General features: G+C 58.8%; 14 protein-coding genes. All 14 read left to right on the top strand.

Annotation, left to right across the window (positions count from 1 at the left end):
- Positions 1–268: 268 nt before the first annotated feature.
- The 14 genes from AC07U5_RS21040 to AC07U5_RS20975 all read left to right on the top strand — a co-directional run bounded on the left by AC07U5_RS21040 (position 269) and on the right by AC07U5_RS20975 (position 17,554).
- Entirely contained in the window at positions 269–1,351 is a 1,083-nt protein-coding gene (locus AC07U5_RS21040) for an LLM class flavin-dependent oxidoreductase (protein ID WP_494724159.1), read from the top strand.
- A 256-nt stretch (positions 1,352–1,607) separates the two neighbouring features.
- On the top strand, positions 1,608–2,621 hold the full coding sequence (tauA, locus tag AC07U5_RS21035; RefSeq protein WP_494724158.1) for a taurine ABC transporter substrate-binding protein: 1,014 nt from the start codon (positions 1,608–1,610) through the stop codon (positions 2,619–2,621).
- 66 nt (positions 2,622–2,687) lie between these two features.
- The gene (locus AC07U5_RS21030; protein WP_494724157.1) at positions 2,688–3,491 is read left to right on the top strand and encodes a taurine ABC transporter ATP-binding protein; all 804 of its coding nucleotides are present in this window, start codon (positions 2,688–2,690) and stop codon (positions 3,489–3,491) included.
- Positions 3,488–4,345, top strand: a complete 858-nt coding sequence (locus AC07U5_RS21025; protein ID WP_494724156.1) for an ABC transporter permease subunit — start codon at positions 3,488–3,490, stop codon at positions 4,343–4,345. The genes AC07U5_RS21030 and AC07U5_RS21025 overlap by 4 nt, the downstream gene beginning before the upstream one ends.
- A gap of 384 nt (positions 4,346–4,729) precedes the next feature.
- Positions 4,730–5,794: a ketopantoate reductase family protein gene (locus AC07U5_RS21020; RefSeq protein ID WP_494724155.1), complete on the top strand. Its 1,065-nt coding sequence runs from the start codon at positions 4,730–4,732 to the stop codon at positions 5,792–5,794.
- Between the two features lie 9 nt (positions 5,795–5,803).
- The gene (locus AC07U5_RS21015) at positions 5,804–6,388 is read left to right on the top strand and encodes a TetR/AcrR family transcriptional regulator (protein WP_494724154.1); all 585 of its coding nucleotides are present in this window, start codon (positions 5,804–5,806) and stop codon (positions 6,386–6,388) included.
- On the top strand, positions 6,385–6,987 hold the full coding sequence (locus tag AC07U5_RS21010; RefSeq protein ID WP_494724153.1) for a 2-hydroxychromene-2-carboxylate isomerase: 603 nt from the start codon (positions 6,385–6,387) through the stop codon (positions 6,985–6,987). The genes AC07U5_RS21015 and AC07U5_RS21010 overlap by 4 nt, the downstream gene beginning before the upstream one ends.
- A gap of 108 nt (positions 6,988–7,095) precedes the next feature.
- Positions 7,096–8,469 (top strand): FAD-binding oxidoreductase, encoded by a 1,374-nt coding sequence (locus AC07U5_RS21005; RefSeq protein WP_494724152.1) that lies wholly within the window; start codon positions 7,096–7,098, stop codon positions 8,467–8,469.
- Positions 8,470–8,508: 39 nt separating this feature from the next.
- A complete protein-coding gene (locus tag AC07U5_RS21000; RefSeq protein ID WP_494724151.1) occupies positions 8,509–10,875 on the top strand; it encodes a molybdopterin guanine dinucleotide-containing S/N-oxide reductase in 2,367 nt (788 codons plus the stop codon).
- A 350-nt stretch (positions 10,876–11,225) separates the two neighbouring features.
- Positions 11,226–12,890 carry an ABC transporter substrate-binding protein gene (locus AC07U5_RS20995; protein WP_494724150.1) on the top strand — a complete coding sequence of 555 codons (1,665 nt, stop codon included), beginning with the start codon at positions 11,226–11,228 and terminating at the stop codon, positions 12,888–12,890.
- A 23-nt stretch (positions 12,891–12,913) separates the two neighbouring features.
- Positions 12,914–13,924, top strand: a complete 1,011-nt coding sequence (locus AC07U5_RS20990) for an ABC transporter permease (RefSeq protein ID WP_494724149.1) — start codon at positions 12,914–12,916, stop codon at positions 13,922–13,924.
- Entirely contained in the window at positions 13,921–14,766 is an 846-nt protein-coding gene (locus tag AC07U5_RS20985) for an ABC transporter permease (protein WP_112360859.1), read from the top strand. Before AC07U5_RS20990 ends, AC07U5_RS20985 begins: the two co-directional genes overlap by 4 nt.
- Positions 14,745–16,463, top strand: a complete 1,719-nt coding sequence (locus AC07U5_RS20980; protein WP_494724148.1) for a dipeptide ABC transporter ATP-binding protein — start codon at positions 14,745–14,747, stop codon at positions 16,461–16,463. The genes AC07U5_RS20985 and AC07U5_RS20980 overlap by 22 nt, the downstream gene beginning before the upstream one ends.
- A complete protein-coding gene (locus AC07U5_RS20975) occupies positions 16,460–17,554 on the top strand; it encodes an LLM class flavin-dependent oxidoreductase (RefSeq protein ID WP_494724147.1) in 1,095 nt (364 codons plus the stop codon). The genes AC07U5_RS20980 and AC07U5_RS20975 overlap by 4 nt, the downstream gene beginning before the upstream one ends.
- Positions 17,555–17,633 lie beyond the last annotated feature (79 nt).

Genomic DNA, 17,633 nt, shown 5'->3' with positions numbered 1-17,633 from the left:
TGCGTCGATCTATTAATGGACCCTCGCACGACGCTCTGACGGCAGCGGGCAATCGTCGCAACTTGACGCCGACATCGAAGCGATTGCCACCAAACCATATAAAATCGGTAGAATTTACTGCGAAGGCTCTGACACAGCAAATTACTTTCCTCTCACCTTCACCAATTTGGATTGCCCTGCTTGGTTGCTCTGCCTGTCGTCTGGAATGCTTTCAATGTGAGGCACTCGCCTCACGAAATTCACAGATAATGACATTCGGGATGACGGCATGGGCGGCGCGAGCGAATTTCTCTGGTACATTCCAAACGACACGAAAGCTGGCCACCGGGGAGACATTGCATCAGCCGATCATAACAGCCTCGCCACCCTGACCTCCCACGCCAAGGCGCTGGAACAAAACGGCTGGAAAGGCGCGCTGATCGGAACTGGTTGGGGCCGGCCGGACACATTTACGGTTGCCACAGCGCTCGCAGCGCAAACCTCAACCTTCGAACCACTGGCTGCCATTCGCCCAGGCTATTGGCAGCCAGCGCACTTTGCCTCCGCGGCAGCAACTCTTGATGAGCTGTCGGGCGGACGCCTTCGCATCAATATCGTCTCAGGTCGAGATGATCTCGCTGCCTATGGAGACAGCGAAGGCGATCAGGCACAACGTTACGCCCGCACGAAGGAATTCATGCGGCTGGTACGACGGCTCTGGACCGAGCAAAATGTGAATTTCCACGGGAAGCACTTTCAGCTTTCCAACTCAACTGCTCAGCCCCGGATCACTAAGAGGGAAGGTCGCCCGCATCCGAAGCTCTACTTTGGCGGTGCCTCGGATGCTGCGGAACAGGTCGCGGCAACGGAAGCGGATGTTCAGCTTTTCTGGGGCGAACCACTGCAATCCATAAAGGACCGTATCGAGCGACTGAAGGATCTCAGCAAACGGCTGGACCGCGATTTGCCGCCACTGGAATTTGGCCTGCGTATCACCACTGTCATTCGAAGCACGACCGCGGAAGCCTGGCGTGATGCGGAAGACAGGGTCGCCGAAATGGCAAAAGGGAGCGGCGCACGCTGGAACGATCATCTCCAGTCCGTCGCGGTGGGCCAGCAGCGATTATACGATCTGCAACAACAAGGTGATGTGCTCGACGATAACCTTTATACAGCGCCGGGACGCGTCGGCGGCGGTGGAGCCGCGACCACCTGGCTCGTCGGATCGGCGGTGAATGTCGCTGCCTCCCTCAATAAGTACCGAGACCTCGGCATCACGAAATTCATATTATCGGATACGCCTTATCTGAGAGAGATTGAGCGGCAGGGAAAAGAGCTTCTCCCGCTACTCAAAACTCACCAGCAGGAATGAGGATTGATCTGCAACAGGTTGATAACGCCTCGGGATTTTCGCTACGGCGCACTCCATCCGATCCCGCTACCCATCATCGGGGCATGCGCGCCAAAGTATTGCCACCGAGTGCGGTGTTGCGAAATTTCTCCTGCAGATCCCCGAGAATTTAGAATGTTACGCTCAAAGATAAAGCGATAAGCGGTCGCTCATATCTCTATAAAATGAATAGATTTCATAAATTGAATGTCATGAGATATCACATGGAGAACCGCTCATGACAAAGCTTTCCCGCCGCGCTTTCGCCGCTCTTATCGCAGCCTCTGCCGTCAGCACTTCCTTCCTCGCCACGCCCGCGTGGAGTGCCGAGACGACCATCAATATCGGCTACCAGCCGATCGTCGAGCCATCCCGTGTGCCACATGCGGACGGCACTTACGAAAAAGCGACGAAAGCCAAGATCAACTGGCAGAAGTTCGATGGTGGCGCGGACGTAATCGCCGCGATTGCATCCGGTTCGATCGATATTGGTTACGTCGGCTCCTCACCGCTGGCAGCTGCCGCAAGCCGCCAATTGCCGATTGAAACGATTGCTCTCGTCGGTCTCATCAGTGAGGCGGAAGCGCTTGCCGTTCGAGGAGTTACCAAGCCGGAAGATCTAGCAGGAAAAAAGATTGCGACGCCCTTCGTATCGACGGCCCATTACAGCCTGTTGACGGCCTTGAAGCACTGGAACATCGATCCGAAGACGGTGAACATTCTCAACCTCCGCCCGCCGGAAATTGCCGCAGCCTGGGCGCGCGGTGATATCGATGGTGCTTATGTCTGGGACCCGGTACTTTCCGAGATAAAGAAAACCGGCACGGTACTTGCCACATCCGCCGATGTCGCCAACTGGGGCGGGCCGACCTTCGACGCATGGATTGTCAGCAAGAGCTTTGCCGACGCGCATCCTGATCTTGTCAAAGCCTTCGTCAAGGTGACGGGTGATGCGACTGCCGCTTACCGCGCCAGCCCTGAAGCCTGGAATGCGACATCGCCGGAAGCTGCGAAGATCGCACGCCTTACCGGCGCCAAACAGGAAGAGGTTCCCGCACTCCTGAAAGGCTATATCTTCCCCACACTTCAAGAGCAGGCTGGCGCCGACTTGCTGGGCGGCGGAACGGTCAAGGCTGTTGCGGCGACCTCGGCTTTCCTCAAGGAGCAAGGAAAGATCCCCGCGACACTTGACGACTATAGCGCGTACGTCTCTCCGCACTGGGTTCAGGACGCAGCAAAGCTGTCCTTCTGATCTGTTGAGCCTACCTGAGAACCGGCATGCCGTGCCGGTTCTTCCAGTTGTAATGCGAGGAAATCCATGCCCAGTCGCCTCACCTTTGACACCGTCAGCCTGACCTACCCCGGCCGGAACAAAGCAGCACCCGATGTTCACGTTCTGGAGCGTATCAATCTCTCGATCACCAGCGGTGAATTTGTTGTGGTCATCGGCCGGTCGGGTTCCGGTAAGACGAGCCTCCTCAATCTGGCAGCCGGTTTCCAAGCTCCGACATCGGGTACTATTTTGCTCGACGGAAGGCCGATATCCGGCCCGGGAGTAGAGAGAGCTGTCGTCTTTCAAGACGACGCACTTTATCCGTGGCTGAATGCCCAGGATAACATCGCCTTCCCCTTATCGCTCAAGAACGTGCCGCCTGCGGACCGCCGCAAGATCGCCAATGATCTCCTGATTCGCGTCGGCCTTGACGGTGCTGGCGACCGGCGCATATGGGAACTGTCGGGTGGGATGCGCCAACGCGTCGGCATTGCTCGGGCGCTTGCTGCCGAACCAAGCTTTCTGCTGCTCGACGAGCCGCTTGGCGCGCTGGACGCCCTGACACGTACAAAACTGCAACTGTTCCTTCTCGACATTTGGAAGACGAGCCAGGCCGGCGCTCTGCTGATCACGCACAGCATCGAAGAGGCTTTGCTGCTGGCGACCCGCATCGTCGTGCTACAGCCAAATCCCGGCCGGATCGGCACCATCCTCGAAAGCGGCTTCGCCGAGGAAATCCTGTCCGGTGTCGATCCGCGCAAAGTTCGTCAGTCTCCGCTGTTCCGCAGCATGCATGACGGATTGACGGCGCTCATTCACGATACGGCAGATGAGGAACTCGCAGCATGACGCTCCTTGCCGACACTGCAAAGATCAAAGCAGAAAGCCATTCCGTGACCGGACAGCCCAAAGCCTGGCAATCGCGCCTGCGCGTTCCAACCCTCGCCATTTCGATTCTCCCTGGCCTCACGCTTCTGGGAGCGTGGTGGATAGCGTCTGCCCTCAACGTCGTCTCCCCAGTCTTTCTGCCTTCTCCGCCAGTTGTCGCGGCCTCCTTCGGTACGCTCTTCACAACGGGGTTTGTAGACTCCACTTTGCTGGAGCACCTTGCTGCAAGTCTCGGGCGCGTGCTTGGCGCCTTGGCTGTCTCCCTGTCCCTCGGTATTCCCGTCGGCCTGCTGATTGCTCTCAGTCGCGTCGGTCGAGGCGTTCTCGACCCGATCGTCGAGTTCCTCAGGCCTCTACCGCCGTTGGCCTACCTTCCGCTGATCATCATCTGGATCGGCATCGGTGAAGCCTCGAAGGTGACGGTGATTGCCCTTTCCATGCTGCCACCGATCATCCTGTCGACGAGTGCAGGTGTCAAAGCCGTGCCAAAGGATTTCGTCAATGCCGCCCGTGCCTTCGGCGCCACCCGCACCCAGGTCCTGACACGCGTTTTGCTGCCTGCATCCGTGCCGTCGATCCTGACCGGCATCCGCATTGCGCTTGGGACTGGCTGGTCGACACTTGTGGCAGCCGAACTAGTGGCAGCCACCCGCGGCCTCGGCTTCATGATCCAGTCGGCTGCGCAGTTCCTGGTCAACGATATTGTCATAGCGGGAATTGTAGTGATCGCCATCATTGCCTTCGCACTCGAATGGCTTGCTCGACTTATAGAGCGGCGCTTCGTGCCATGGGCCGATCCATTACGCCGGCGCTGATGAAACAGGGCGCTATCAGGTTTGCGAGTGGTCGCCGCCTTGGATTGGCTCACGTCCCAAGGCGTTGTAACTCTCCTGGAGACGACGTTCCCGGACAGTTCAACCTGAGCGCTATCTTGCCCACCGCGCCTGCAAGATGTGAGTGCCTTGGTCCTCTCTCGAATAGTCTCCGCGAGGGAGGCGGAGTCCGCGTGCATATCCGACAAAAGCAAACGCACAGACAAGTCCTGGCGACAAAACTCGTGCCCTGAGAGAAAAATCGGTTTGGGAAATAATATTCTACAGGATTAATAGAAAAAAGGAATGACCGGTCTTCCTACCTGGGCAGTGCGGTCGTAGACATTGTCTTATCCAACCGACCGCCCATGAGGGAGAAGGCCGAAAATGTCACGCTATATCATCATCGGGGCTGGCGCAGTCGGCGCAAGCCTCGCTGCCCAGTTCGCCTTGTCCGAGATCGACTACGTTCTCGTCGGGCGGGGTGCTCAGATCAGGCATATAAAGCAGCATGGTCTGACATTTCGCAGGCCCGACGGTGTGCGCCAAATCGAACTTTCCGCATTTGATCTAGAAGAGCCGCCAGAGCTGCGAAAGGATGACATTCTCCTTCTCACGGTCAAGTCCCAGGATGCAGCCAGCGCGCTCGCCTTCTGGTCATGGCGCGACGTCGCCGGTTCACACCTGCCGGCGTCATTGTCCTTGCCGATCGTCACATTCCAAAACGGTCTTGCAACAGAAGCCGCAGCTCTTCGAACATTTGCCAATGTTTACGGGGCGAGCATTCTGACCCCAGCCCTCTTTACGCGAACTGGCACGGTCGCTGTCGCGGGAGACCCGCAGCTTGGTATTGCCACGGTCGGGCGGTTTCCGGTGGGGCGCGATGCGCTGAGCGACCAGATCGCAGAGGATCTGACCAAAGCAAAATATCTTGCCGAAGCCACCAGCGATATCCGTCGATGGAAGGCAGCAAAGCTCCTTCACAATGTCCGGAACGCTCTTGAGCTGTTTGACGGCAAGCCGGATTTCCGCGAAGATATCGGCACCGCACTTGTCAATGAGGCAACGCAGGCGCTTCAGGCTGCAGGCTATTCCCTCGCCTCGCCGTTAGAACGCCGCATAGACATTTCCAACTGGCGCGTTGCGCCGGGGAGCGGCGTCTCCCCTGGCCAGCAATCCACGTGGCAGAGTTTTACGCGTGGCGCATCGAGCGAAGTCGATTTTCTCAATGGCGAGATCGTGCTTCTTGGCCGGCTTCACGGCGTTGCGACGCCGTACAATGAGGCAGTTCAACGCTTAGCAGGTCAACTTGCCGAGAAGGCGCAATTCACAGAGCCCCTGGCGCTGGAGGCGATTATTGCACTACTCAATCAAGACTCAGACACGTTGCCCGTAGGACTGAGAACACAGCAGGAGCCCGCCGTTTCCCGTAATTTCAATCCAGCAGCGTGACGCAATACAATGAGAGAAGCCATATCGGACCAAATCATCGCCGCAGCAGGCGGTCTCTTCTATCGCGAGGGCATCAGGGCCGTCGGTATCGATCGCATCATCGAAGAGGCGAACGTTGCCAAAGCAACGCTTTATCGGCACTTTCCTTCCAAGGATCACCTTGTTGCCGCCTATCTATCGGCGCGTCATGACCGGGTCGTCCAGTCGTTGAATGAGGTGGTTTCCTCCGCCTTGCCACCCAGAGCACAGATCGTTTCAATCTTCGAGCGGCTCCATGAAAAAGCAGACAGCCCGGATTTTCGAGGATGCGCTTTTGCTCTGGCCGTAGCCGAGCACGGCGAATCCGACAAGGTCTGCTCGGTCGCGCGGCACCACAAGGCCGTGGTTCGCGGCATTTTCTCCACGATCCTGAGCAAAGCGGGGATCGCAGACGAACTGACAGCCGCCCACCTTGCGCTTCTCTACGAGGGAGCGCTGGCAACGGTTGCCGTCGGACGAGATCCGCAGCCAGTCTTGCTTGCTCGCGACTGCGCTCTTTCCGTTTTCGATACAGCCTCTCCCCCCTCTCCCTCGATTGAAAGCAGGTCTTTATGACGAAGACGATCGACTACTTCTTTAGCATCGGCTCGCCTTGGGCGTTTATTGGACTCGAGCCATTTGCCGCGCTCGCGGCTCAATACGACGTCAACATACGACCCCATGTTATTCCACTGATCGAAGAAAATGGAGGGATCTACTCCCGCAATCGGCCCGAAGTTCGCCGTGCTTATTGGACGAAGGATCTCAAGCGCTGGGCGGCTTTGCGTGGAAAGGTACTGAGCTTCGACAATCGTGCAGGCCTTTCCGATCCCGCACCCGCGGGCGCCCTTGTCGTGGCCGCGTTTGAAGCCGGCGAGGACTGGCTCGCCTTAACCCTGGCGTTTCAGGAGGCGCTTTGGGTGCGAGGCGAGGATATTGGCAGCGCTGAAGTGCGTCTTGCGATCGCAAGTGCCGCAGGCTTTGATGCCGCGGCATTGGAAGAGCGGAGTCAGAGCGGCGCGATCGCAGACCTTCGCAAAGCAAGTTACGAGACGGCGAAATCTGCCGGCGTGTTTGGGGTACCCACATATCGCTACGAGGACGAACTCTACTGGGGCCAGGACAGCCTTCACTTTCTTGAACGCCATCTCAAGGGCGAACGGCTCGCTGCCTGAGCCTCAGACAAGATGAGGCAGGCGGCGCTTCCGCCTGCCTATAAAACATGACCCTCCCGCATGCCGCCTCCGTAAGACGCGCCGCGCGGCTCTTCCGGAAAGCAACCCATGACGTCACTCTCGCCCGCTCTGTTGCAAGCCCTTCACGCTCTTCTTGGTGACAGATTTTCGACATCGGTTGCTCTGCGAGAGCAGCACGGACGTGGGGAGGCCCACCATGCCGCAGCGCTTCCCGCGGCTGTTGCCTTTGCCGAAACAACCGCCGAAGTGTCTGAGATCGTCAAGCTTTGCGCATCGGAGAATATCCCGGTTATCGCTTTCGGCGCTGGCACATCGCTGGAAGGACACCTCTCAGCTGTCAGAGGTGGCGTATCAATCGACCTGTCGCGCATGTCGAAGATAACGCGCGTCAGCGCGGAAGATCTGGATTGCACGGTGGAAGCTGGGGTGACGCGCGAGCAACTGAACGCGTATCTACGGGACTCTGGCTTGTTTTTCCCCATCGACCCTGGCGCCAATGCCTCGCTGGGCGGCATGGCTGCGACACGTGCCTCTGGCACAAATGCGGTCCGCTACGGCACCATGCGAGAAAATGTGCTCGGCTTGACTGTCGTTCTCCCCAACGGCCAGATCATCAAAACCGGCGGCCGCGCGAGAAAATCCTCCGCCGGCTATGATTTGACCCGCCTCTTCGTCGGCTCCGAGGGGACGCTTGGAATCATCACCGAGGTAACGTTGCGTCTGTACGGGATTCCGGAGACCATATCCGCAGCGCTCTGCTCCTTTGAGAATGTGCAACAGGCCGTCGCCTCTGCCATTCAGATCGTTCAACTCGGTATCCCCATCGCCCGCATGGAGTTGATGGACCGCGGCCTGATCAAGGCCGTCAATGCCTATTCGGGGCTAAATATGAAGACCGAGGACACGCTCGCCTTCGAATTTCACGGCTCACCGGCAGGTGTGGCGGAACAGGTCGAGATGGTCTCGGCCATTGTCGAGGAGAATGGCGGCAAGGATTTCGAGTGGGCGAATGCGCCGGAGGAGCGTAACCGACTGTGGAAGGCCCGCCACAATGCTTTCTACGCCGTCGTTTCGCAACGGCCGAACGCCAAGGGTTGGTCGTCGGATGTGTGCGTCCCCGTTTCGAGGTTAGGTGACTGCATATTGGAGACACGAGCGCTTCTAAAGGACTGCACGGTTCCCACTGCGATCCTTGGCCATGTCGGCGACGGCAATTATCACGTTGTCTTTGCCGTGGATCCGAACAACGCGGAAGAACTCGCCGAAGTCGCTGCAATCAACAAGAAAATGGTTCGCCACGCGATCTCGGTGGGCGGCACATCGACCGGAGAACATGGTGTGGGAACCGGCAAGATCGCCTATCTTCGCGAGGAGCATGGCGATGCCGTCGATCTGATGAGCGTCATCAAGCGGGCAGTGGATCCCGCCGGCATCATGAATCCCGGAAAGATCCTGCCGTGAGACGCAGCCGCGACCGTTCTGAGAAAAGCGAGTGCAGTGATGGATCTCTTTAAACCCCACAGCTCCCACTGGGGCGCGTTTTCTGCGCGGATAAATGACGGTCGTTTAGAGGTTCGGCCCCATGATAAGGATCCGTACCCATCACCGTTGCTTGGTAATCTGTCTGCCGTCGCCGACAGCCCAGCGCGCATCCAGCGGCCAGCCGTCCGGCGTGGGTGGTTGGAGCAAGATCGCACCCACACGCAGCGGCGTGGAGTGGACGAATTCGTCGAAGTGTCGTGGGAAACGGCCGAGGCGCTTGTCGCCGCGGAACTTCGCCGCATCTATGAAACGCATGGTCCGTCATCCGTTTTCGGCGGTTCCTATGGCTGGTCGAGTGCAGGACGGTTTCACCACGCCCAAAGCCAAATCCACCGCTTTCTGAACGTGCTTGGCGGCTATGTGCGATCCGTAAACACCTATAGTTCGGGGGCCGCAATGGTGATTATCCCACATGTGCTCGGTCCCTATGACAGCTTCGATCGCAAGAGCGTCACCTGGGACGCCATCGAACGCAGCACCGAGCTTCTCGTCGCTTTTGGCGGCATGGCGATCAAGAATGCCGATGTCCATGGCGGCGGTATCAGCAAGCATACGGTCCGACAGACGCTGGGCGGGGCTGGCAAACGGGGCGCGCGCTTCATCTCCATCAGCCCATTACGAGATGACTTTTCAGCCGAACTAAGCCCCGAATGGCTTGCGATCAAACCCGGCACCGATGTCGCGCTCATGCTCGGGCTGGCATACACGCTTGTTACCGAAGGGCTGCACGATCACGCATTTCTTCGACGCTGCACCATCGGATACGACACGTTTGAGACGTATCTTCTGGGAAGAGAGGACGGCCGGCCCAAAAGCGCGGACTGGGCAGCCTCGATCTGCGGGATCGATGCTGAAACGATCCGAGCCCTTGCGCGGAGAATGGCAAGCAACCGCACCTTGATCACCGTCAGTCACTCGCTCCAGCGAGCCGATTTTGGCGAGCAGCCGGTGTGGATGGGGATCGTGCTGGCAGCGATGCTCGGCCAGATCGGGCTCGATGGCGGCGGCTTCTCCTACTCGCTCGGCGCGCTTGGCAATATCGGCAAGACGTTGCTGGCCGTTCCTCTACCTACACTCAACCAGTTCAAAAATCCGGTGGCAGATTACATCCCCTGCGCCCGGATCGCGGACATGCTTCTCGATCCCGGCTGCGAGTTTCACTATAACGGCCACTCCTTACGCTATCCGGATATCCGTCTGGTCTATTGGGCGGGTGGAAATCCGTTTCATCACCATCAGGATATCAATCGTCTGCGTGCGGCTTTCAAGCGTCCCGAGACGATCATCGTTCACGAGTCTGCCTGGACGTCGACGGCGCGACATGCCGACATCGTGCTTCCGGCCACAACCACGCTGGAACGTGACGATATCGGCGCTGCAGACCGCGACCCCCTGATGATTGCAATGAAACGGCTGATCGATCCCGTCGGTGCGGCAAGAGACGATTACGATATTTTCGCCGGAATCGCCCAGCAACTCGGAAAGTCAGATGCGTTTACCGAAGGGCGCAGCAGCCGCGAATGGCTGGCCTTTCTCTACGAAACAACCCGCTCGGCGCTGGAAGCGCAGGGGCACGACGCGCCGGATTTCGAAACATTCTGGCAGCGCGGCGAGCTTGTCCTGCCGACGAAGGCTGATGATGGTGGCCCGGCCCATGCCTTTCGGGCAGATCCGGAGGCCGCGCCACTTCCGACACCTTCGGGAAAGATCGAAATCTTTTCCAGGACCTTGGAGAGCTTTGGCTATGATGATTGCAAGGGCCATCCGCGCTGGTTCCCGGCGCGAAGCGAAACGGACGGTGAAGCGGATCTCTATCCGCTCCACCTCGTCTGCAACCAGCCCCGGCAGCGGCTGCACAGCCAGCTCGACTATGGCGATTACAGCCGTTCCACCAAGATCAAAGAGCGGGAGCCCGTTCGTATTCACCCGGAGGACGCCCGCCAACGCGGTATTTCGCAGGGCGATATTGTCCGGCTCTTCAATGAAAGAGGCAGTTGCCTTGTAGGCGCGCTCTTGAGCGAAGACGTGATGCCAGGCGTTCTGCAGCTTTCGACGGGCGCCTGGTTTGAGCCGGACGATCCGGCGGCGGAGCGGACGATGTGCATCCACGGCAACCCCAACATTCTGACCCGCGACATCGGCACCTTGAAACTCGCACAGGGCTCGACTGGACAGATCGCCAGGGTCGAGGTCGAGCGCTATGCGGGCGAACCGCCGAGGGTGACAATTTTCGAGGCCATCACTTTCGCAACAGGCGGCGAGGAATTGGCGGTCTCACGCCGATACGCGTCAAAGCCGGCCGGCACTGGTTCCAGCCGACGCTGAAACAGCAATCCAACCAGCAGCGAAAATGGCGGCAAATTAATCCCCTAAAACTATAGAAAAAGAACAACCAGTCTTTCTCTCTGCCGCCTCGCTGTTAGATTAGGCGTCAAGATAAACAGATCAACGCAAGGGGGCTGCTCATGACCGAACTATGTAGAAGCGGGCGCGCTCTAGACGCTGGCAAGCGTTCGACACGTTCTGGCCAGCGCTAACAGCACGCTCTTCCTTTCATCGACAGGCTTTCGACGTCTCGTCGCGTGTGCGGCGGGGACGGACATTCGCATGCTTTGCGGGGCCGTTCGACAGCCAGATCATCCCAAGATTTTCAATATTTCACTCAGGACTACATCATGGTCAGACATCTCTCACTGCCTTCTTTTTCCCGACGCAAGCTGCTGGTCACCGCGTCGATCGCAGCCTCCGCGGCGCTCTTTCTTTCGGCCACGGCACCGCTGCCAGTACAGGCAGCGGACCGCCCGCATGATGGCGGCGATATCACATTCCTCATCGACTCCCTCGGCGATACATGGATTCCCAACAACAGCGCCATATCGAGCTTTCAGGGCCACATCTGGGGCCATGTCACCGACAAGCTCGTCTATGTCGATGCCGAGGGCAAGGTAAGCCCGTGGATCGCTGAGACGTGGGAGCAGAACGACACGGCGACGGAGTTCACGCTTCACCTGAAGAGCGGCGTGACCTTTTCGGATGGCGAGCCTCTGGACGCAAATGCCGTCGTTGCCAATCTCAACATCTGGTATGCGGGCCGCAAGAACGACGGCATCAACCCGATCGGTCTCTTCCCCAAGACCTATGACCGCGCCGAAGCCGTGGATGCGAAAACGGTGAAGGTCTTCTTCAAAAAGCCAACGCTCGGCTTCATTCCGACGCTCGGCTATCACGGCTCGATCCTCATCTCTCCCAAGACGATCGCCCAGCCTGCAAGCGTCCAGGCGGACCTCAGCAAAACGGTTGGCAGCGGCCCCTATGTGGTGGAAAGCTGGAAGGAGGGCGATCATGTCACCCTCGTCAAGCGCAAGGATTACAACTGGGGGCCCGCTGCGGTCGGCCATACGGGTCCTGCCTATCTCGACAGCATTACCTATAAGCTCGTCTCAGAGCCGTCGCTGCGCGTGGCATCGGTTCAGTCCGGCCAGGCGGATGTCGCCTATAATGCCTCTCCGCAGGAACTGAAATCGCTGAAGGAGGAAGGCTTTACCGTTGCCACGCCGCGTTACCTCGGCTTCGTCAATGGCTGGGCAGTCAACACCAAGCTTGCGCCTTACGACGATGTGAAGGTTCGCCAGGCGCTTCAGGCGGCGATCAACCGCCAAGAGATCATCGACACCGTTTATACACCGGACTGGAAGCTCGCGACCTCGTTCATTCAAAGCAATGTGCCAGGCGCGACCGACCATAGTGACCTGCTCGTCTATAACCCCGACAAGGCGGAAAAGCTTCTGGATGAAGCGGGCTGGGTAAAGGGCGCGAACGGTGTGCGCGTCAAGGATGGCAAACCGCTGGAGATCACCCTTCACTCCAATCCCTATCTTGCAACCTCCAAGTCGGTCGATGAGCTGATTGCCCAGCAGCTTGGCAAGGTGGGCTGGAAGGTTAATATCCGCGCTTACGATGTCGTGACCTTCGGCCAGAAGGTCAAATTCGGCGGGTCTGCGGTTCCTGCTTACGAAGTCACGCGCAGCTTCATTGACGCAGGCACGGTCGCCAGCATCCTGACCAATGCCAATAATGGTGAAAACTGGTTTGCACTGGATGAGCGCGACAGCGTGCTGAACGAGCTCCGCGACAAAATCGCCGGTGCGGGCTCGATCGAAGAGCGCAAGCCGCTGCTCGACAAGCTGCAGCAATATGTCCTGGAGCAAGGCTACTTCATTCCACGGACACAGATCGTTCAGCGCATCTACGTTCAGTCACCGAAGCTCAAGGGCGAAGTCTACAATGGCATTGCCTATGCCAGCTACTACACCGCCTATCTTTCCGACCTGTCCGAGTGAGATGAAAGCCAGGAGGTGACGTTATGAGCAATGCATACCTTACCTACGCCGCCAAGCGGCTCGGCCAGGCGATCATCGTCATCCTTCTGGCCTATGTCTTCACCTTCGTGGTCGTCAGCATCTTGCCTGGCGACCCGATCACAAGCGTGTTGCGCAATCCGCAAAACGGCTTTACCGAACAGGAAATCGCCGAGATCATTGCGGCGCAGGGGCTGGACAAGCCGATCCTCGTCCAGCTCTGGAACTCGCTTTCGGCCTTTCTGACCGGCGATCTCGGCATGTCGATGCGCTCCAATCGGCCGGTTGCGACGCTGATCGCCGAGGTCCTGCCTTCAACGCTGGTCCTTGCCGCCTCGGGCATTGCAGTGGCACTGACCTTGGCCTTCGCAGTGGCTTATGGAACGCAGGTCGTACCGAAGAAGTACGGGCAAGGAGTGCTGCGCGCCTTTCCCTCCCTTTTTTTATCGACGCCGAATTTCGTCATCGGTTTGTTCCTTATCCACCTCTTCGGCTTTCAGCTGAGACTGTTTCGCGTCATCGAGCCGGACAGTTTCTGGGCGACTTTCTTCGCCGCCGTCACCATCGGTATCCCGTTTTCCGCACAGATCGCCGAAGTGCTGATCGCCAATCTCGATCACGAAGCCGAGCAAGATTATGCAGCCGTCGCCCGCAGTCGCGGCATTGCGCCTTCTCGCCTCTTCACCAGCCATCTTTTGAAGCCCGCTGCACTTCCAGTCGTCACCGTGATCGCCCTCACAGTGGGCGAACTTCTCGGTAATTCTCTGATCACCGAGACCGTCTTCGGGCGCACAGGAATCGGCAGCCTGGTGCAACGATCGGTCAGCACGCAGGACTTACCGGTTTTGCAAGCCATCGTATCGCTCGGCGCTGTCATCTTCGTCGTCGTTAATCTGATCGCCGATCTCCTCTATCCGCTTCTCGATCCAAGGGTGAAACTCATCGTCGACCGCAAGCGCCGCCAGAGGGCTGGCGATGAGGCTTCACCCACATTGGAAGCAGGAGCAAAGTCATGAGCCTCTTTTCCGATACCATCCCCGTCACCACCCCTCTGGAAAGACTGAAAAACCTCAACATTCCTGTGACGGTCGCCCTCTCCTTTCTGGTCATCGCAATCGTCATTGCCTGGTCGGTCGCGCCTCAGCTCTTCACCAGCCACAGCCCGATCAACGGCGTGCCGGCGAACAAGCTGCTTGCCCCAAGTCTGGAACACTGGTTCGGAACGGACCATCTGGGGCGCGATGTCTATTCGCGCGTCGTCTATGGCACGGCGTCATCCGTCTCCAGCGCGCTCGTAGCCGTGGTGATAGGTGTCGTCATTGGAGGGCTGATCGGCCTTCTGGCCGGATTTTTCGGCGGCTGGGTCGATGTCGTTTTTGCCCGCTTTGTCGATGTGCTGCTGTCGATCCCGAAATTCCTGCTCGCCGTCATCGTCGTCACCGCCATCGGCTTCGAAACCATCAACGCTGCGATCGCAACGGGCATATCGGCGATTGCCTTTTTTGCCCGCGTCGCACGCGCCGAAGTCATCAAGACGCGTCAGGCAACCTTTGTGGAGGCATCCTTTCTGCTCGGCGGCTCGCGTGGTTTTATCGTCCTTCGTCACGTCCTTCCTAATGCCTCCCGCTCCATGCTGCCGCTTGCGGTGCTGCAATTCGGCGAGTCGATTCTCGTCATCGCCAGCCTTGCCTTCCTTGGCTATGGCGACCCACCACCCTCCTCCGACTGGGGCCTGCTGATCTCGATCGGCAAGGACTATCTTAAATGGCCCTGGCTCGTTTATGCGCCCGCGTTCGTAACGATCGTGACCGTCCTCTCTGCAAACAGGATCAGCCGATGGCTTCGCAAATCGCATTGAAACCCGTCTTTCAGAAAACCGATTTCACCGCTCCAACACGCTTGCCGGCGGCATCTCTGCTGAAAGTGGAAGAGCTCTCGGTCTCCTATGGCCGGCAAGAGGTCGTCCATCATGTCGGCTTCGATATCCGGCAGGGCGAGAGCCTCGCGCTGATCGGAGAATCAGGCTCTGGCAAATCCACGATCGCCAAGGCGGTGCTCAGGCTTCTGCCCAATGGGGCAAGCGCCTCCGGTCGTGTCCTCTTTGAAAGGCAAGATATTCTCGGATTTTCGGAGCGTCGTTTCAGGCCACTTCGGGGCCGTGACATAGGCTTTGTTCCGCAGGACCCGGCGAACGCACTGAATCCCGTGAGGACGATCGGATCGCAGGCTCAGGAGGCTGCTGCCTTGTCTGATCAAGCCGACCCGGCCGCCCGCAAATCGCTCATCCTCGATACATTGGCAAAAGTCGGTCTCGACAACCCGCAGCGCGTCTTCGAGTCCTATCCGCACCAGCTTTCAGGTGGCATGTTGCAACGCGTGTTGATCGCTCTGGCCATTCTGCCACGACCTTCGCTTCTGGTTGCCGACGAGCCGACCTCGGCGCTCGACGTCACCGTGCAGAAACGTATCCTCGATCTGCTATCCCGGCTGAAGGAAGATCTGAACATCAACATGCTGCTCATCACCCACGATCTTGCGATCGCAGGAGAGCGGGCCGAAAGCCTGATCGTGCTGAAGAACGGTGCCGTGCAGGAGGCGGGGCGAACATCTGCCGTCTTCTCCTCACCAACCTCGTCCTATGCCCGGAAGCTGCATGGCGACGTTCCCGCGCTCAATCCGAGCCGCTATGCGACCTTGCGCGATCCCGGCTTCGATCGCCTCGGCGATAAGGGTAAGACAAAGATTTCGGTAAACGGCGTGACCAAGCGCTTTTCCGTCGACGGCAAGATCTTGACGGCGGTGGACAACATCTCCTTCTCGGTGGCCGCCGGCACGACCCACGCGCTAGTCGGCGAATCCGGCTCCGGCAAGACGACGACGATTCGCCTGCTGCTGGGGCTGGACGAGCCGGAAACTGGTTCGATCACTGTCGCAGGAGAGCTAATCGGAAGCAGGGACGTTTCATCGCTCCGATCCGTCTGGCGGCATCTTCAATTGGTCTATCAAAACCCGTTCACATCACTCGATCCCACATGGAAGGTCGAGCAGCTCGTTCGCGAGCCGCTGGACCGTTTCCAGATCGGCACGCGCCAAGAGCGCGCTGCCGCCGTCAGGCAAGCGCTTACCGATGTCGGCTTGAGCGAGCATGTGCTACAGCGCAAGCCTTCCGCCCTTTCCGGCGGGCAGCGTCAACGGGTGGCGATCGCCCGCGCCCTCGTTCTCAAACCGGACGTGATCGTTCTGGATGAACCGACCTCGGCTCTCGATGTCAGCGTCCAGGCCGATATTGTCGAGGTCCTCTTATCGCTCCAGGCAAAGCTCGGCCTGACCTATGTCTTCGTCTCGCACGATCTGGCGCTGGTTCGTCAGCTCGCGCATACCGTTTCGGTGATGCAGAAGGGGCGCATCGTCGAACACGGCACCGTTTCAGACATCTTCGGCAATCCAAAGCACGACTACACTGTGTCGCTTTTGAACTCGATCCCGTCCGGCACGGCTGGAACGTCCATTCCTCCGGCTGCCCGGTCTGCCCGACAGAAGGAGTACACCGCATGAATATGGCGGCACCCTCTCTTAACCTCCCCTCCTCCTTCCGGCCAAAGCAGCGGCTCGGCTTCAATACGCGGGTCTCGTTCAATGACGATGACGGACCGGCGGAGGGGTTGAGGCAGGGTATCGAACTGTTCAAGCAGGCGGAAAGGCTCGGCTATCAATCCGGCTGGGCCTATCAACGCCATTTCGACCACTACCTGTCTTCGCCGCTGCCCTTCTTTGCTGCCGCCGGACAACATACGCGCCACATCACGCTTGGCTCGGCGGTCATTCCCATGCGCTACCAAGACCCAATCCTTCTGGCCGAGGCGGCAGGCACCACCGATCTTCTGATCGGCGGGCGCCTGGAAATTGCCCTTGCGACGGGAGCAAACGGAGCATTCGACGCGATTTTCGGTGCCGTCGAGACAGACGCCAGAACAGAGGCAAAGCGCCGTCAGTCCCGCTTCCTCGCCGCCATCTCCGGGGATGTGCTGCACACGGTTACGGACAAGGACAAAGGCGCTGCTCCAGGGGCTGAGTTGCGCGTTACGCCACACAGTCCCACCTTGCGAAACCGCATCCGGCAAGGCTCTTCCAGCATCGCCTCGGCGATCCAGGCCGCCGAACTCGGTATTGGCCTGATTTGCGGAACGGTCCTGCACGATCAGGAGGGCGGAGAAAGCTTCGGCCACTATCAGGCAAGGATCATCGAGGCTTATCGCAGTCACTGGCTTCGCCTCTGGAAGACGACGCCGCCGCCGGTTGCCGTGGCGGCATCCATTTTGGTCAGCACGACCCCGGAACTCCGTGCGACCTATGCAGCCTATGACCTCGAGCGCCGCACGGCAGGCATCGGCGCATCCCGACCGAAGGGCGCGCTGCCGCCTGCCGCCCCCCCGTCGGGCGCGATTATTTCTCCTGTCTTTCAAGGCAAGCCGGATGAGGTGATAGAGAAGGTTTTCAGCGATCCGGGCCTTGCAGCGGCAGACGAACTTGTGCTGTTCCTGCCTCCTGCCTTTGGGCTGTCCGAAAATATCAGATTGCTGACGGACTTCGTCACCACAGTCGCGCCCTCTCTGGGATGGCAGGCCATGCACTATCAGCACGCATAGGAACGGCAACGCCGCCGAGTTTTCACCCGCGGAAGACAGGCTGGCAATATTTTCTACAATTTCCATAGAAAAAGAAAGA

The sequence above is a fragment of the Agrobacterium sp. GW821-FHT02D03 genome (assembly GCF_059421725.1).
The sequence above is the reverse complement of the archived record's forward strand: the minus strand, read 5'-3'. Positions and strand labels throughout refer to the sequence as shown.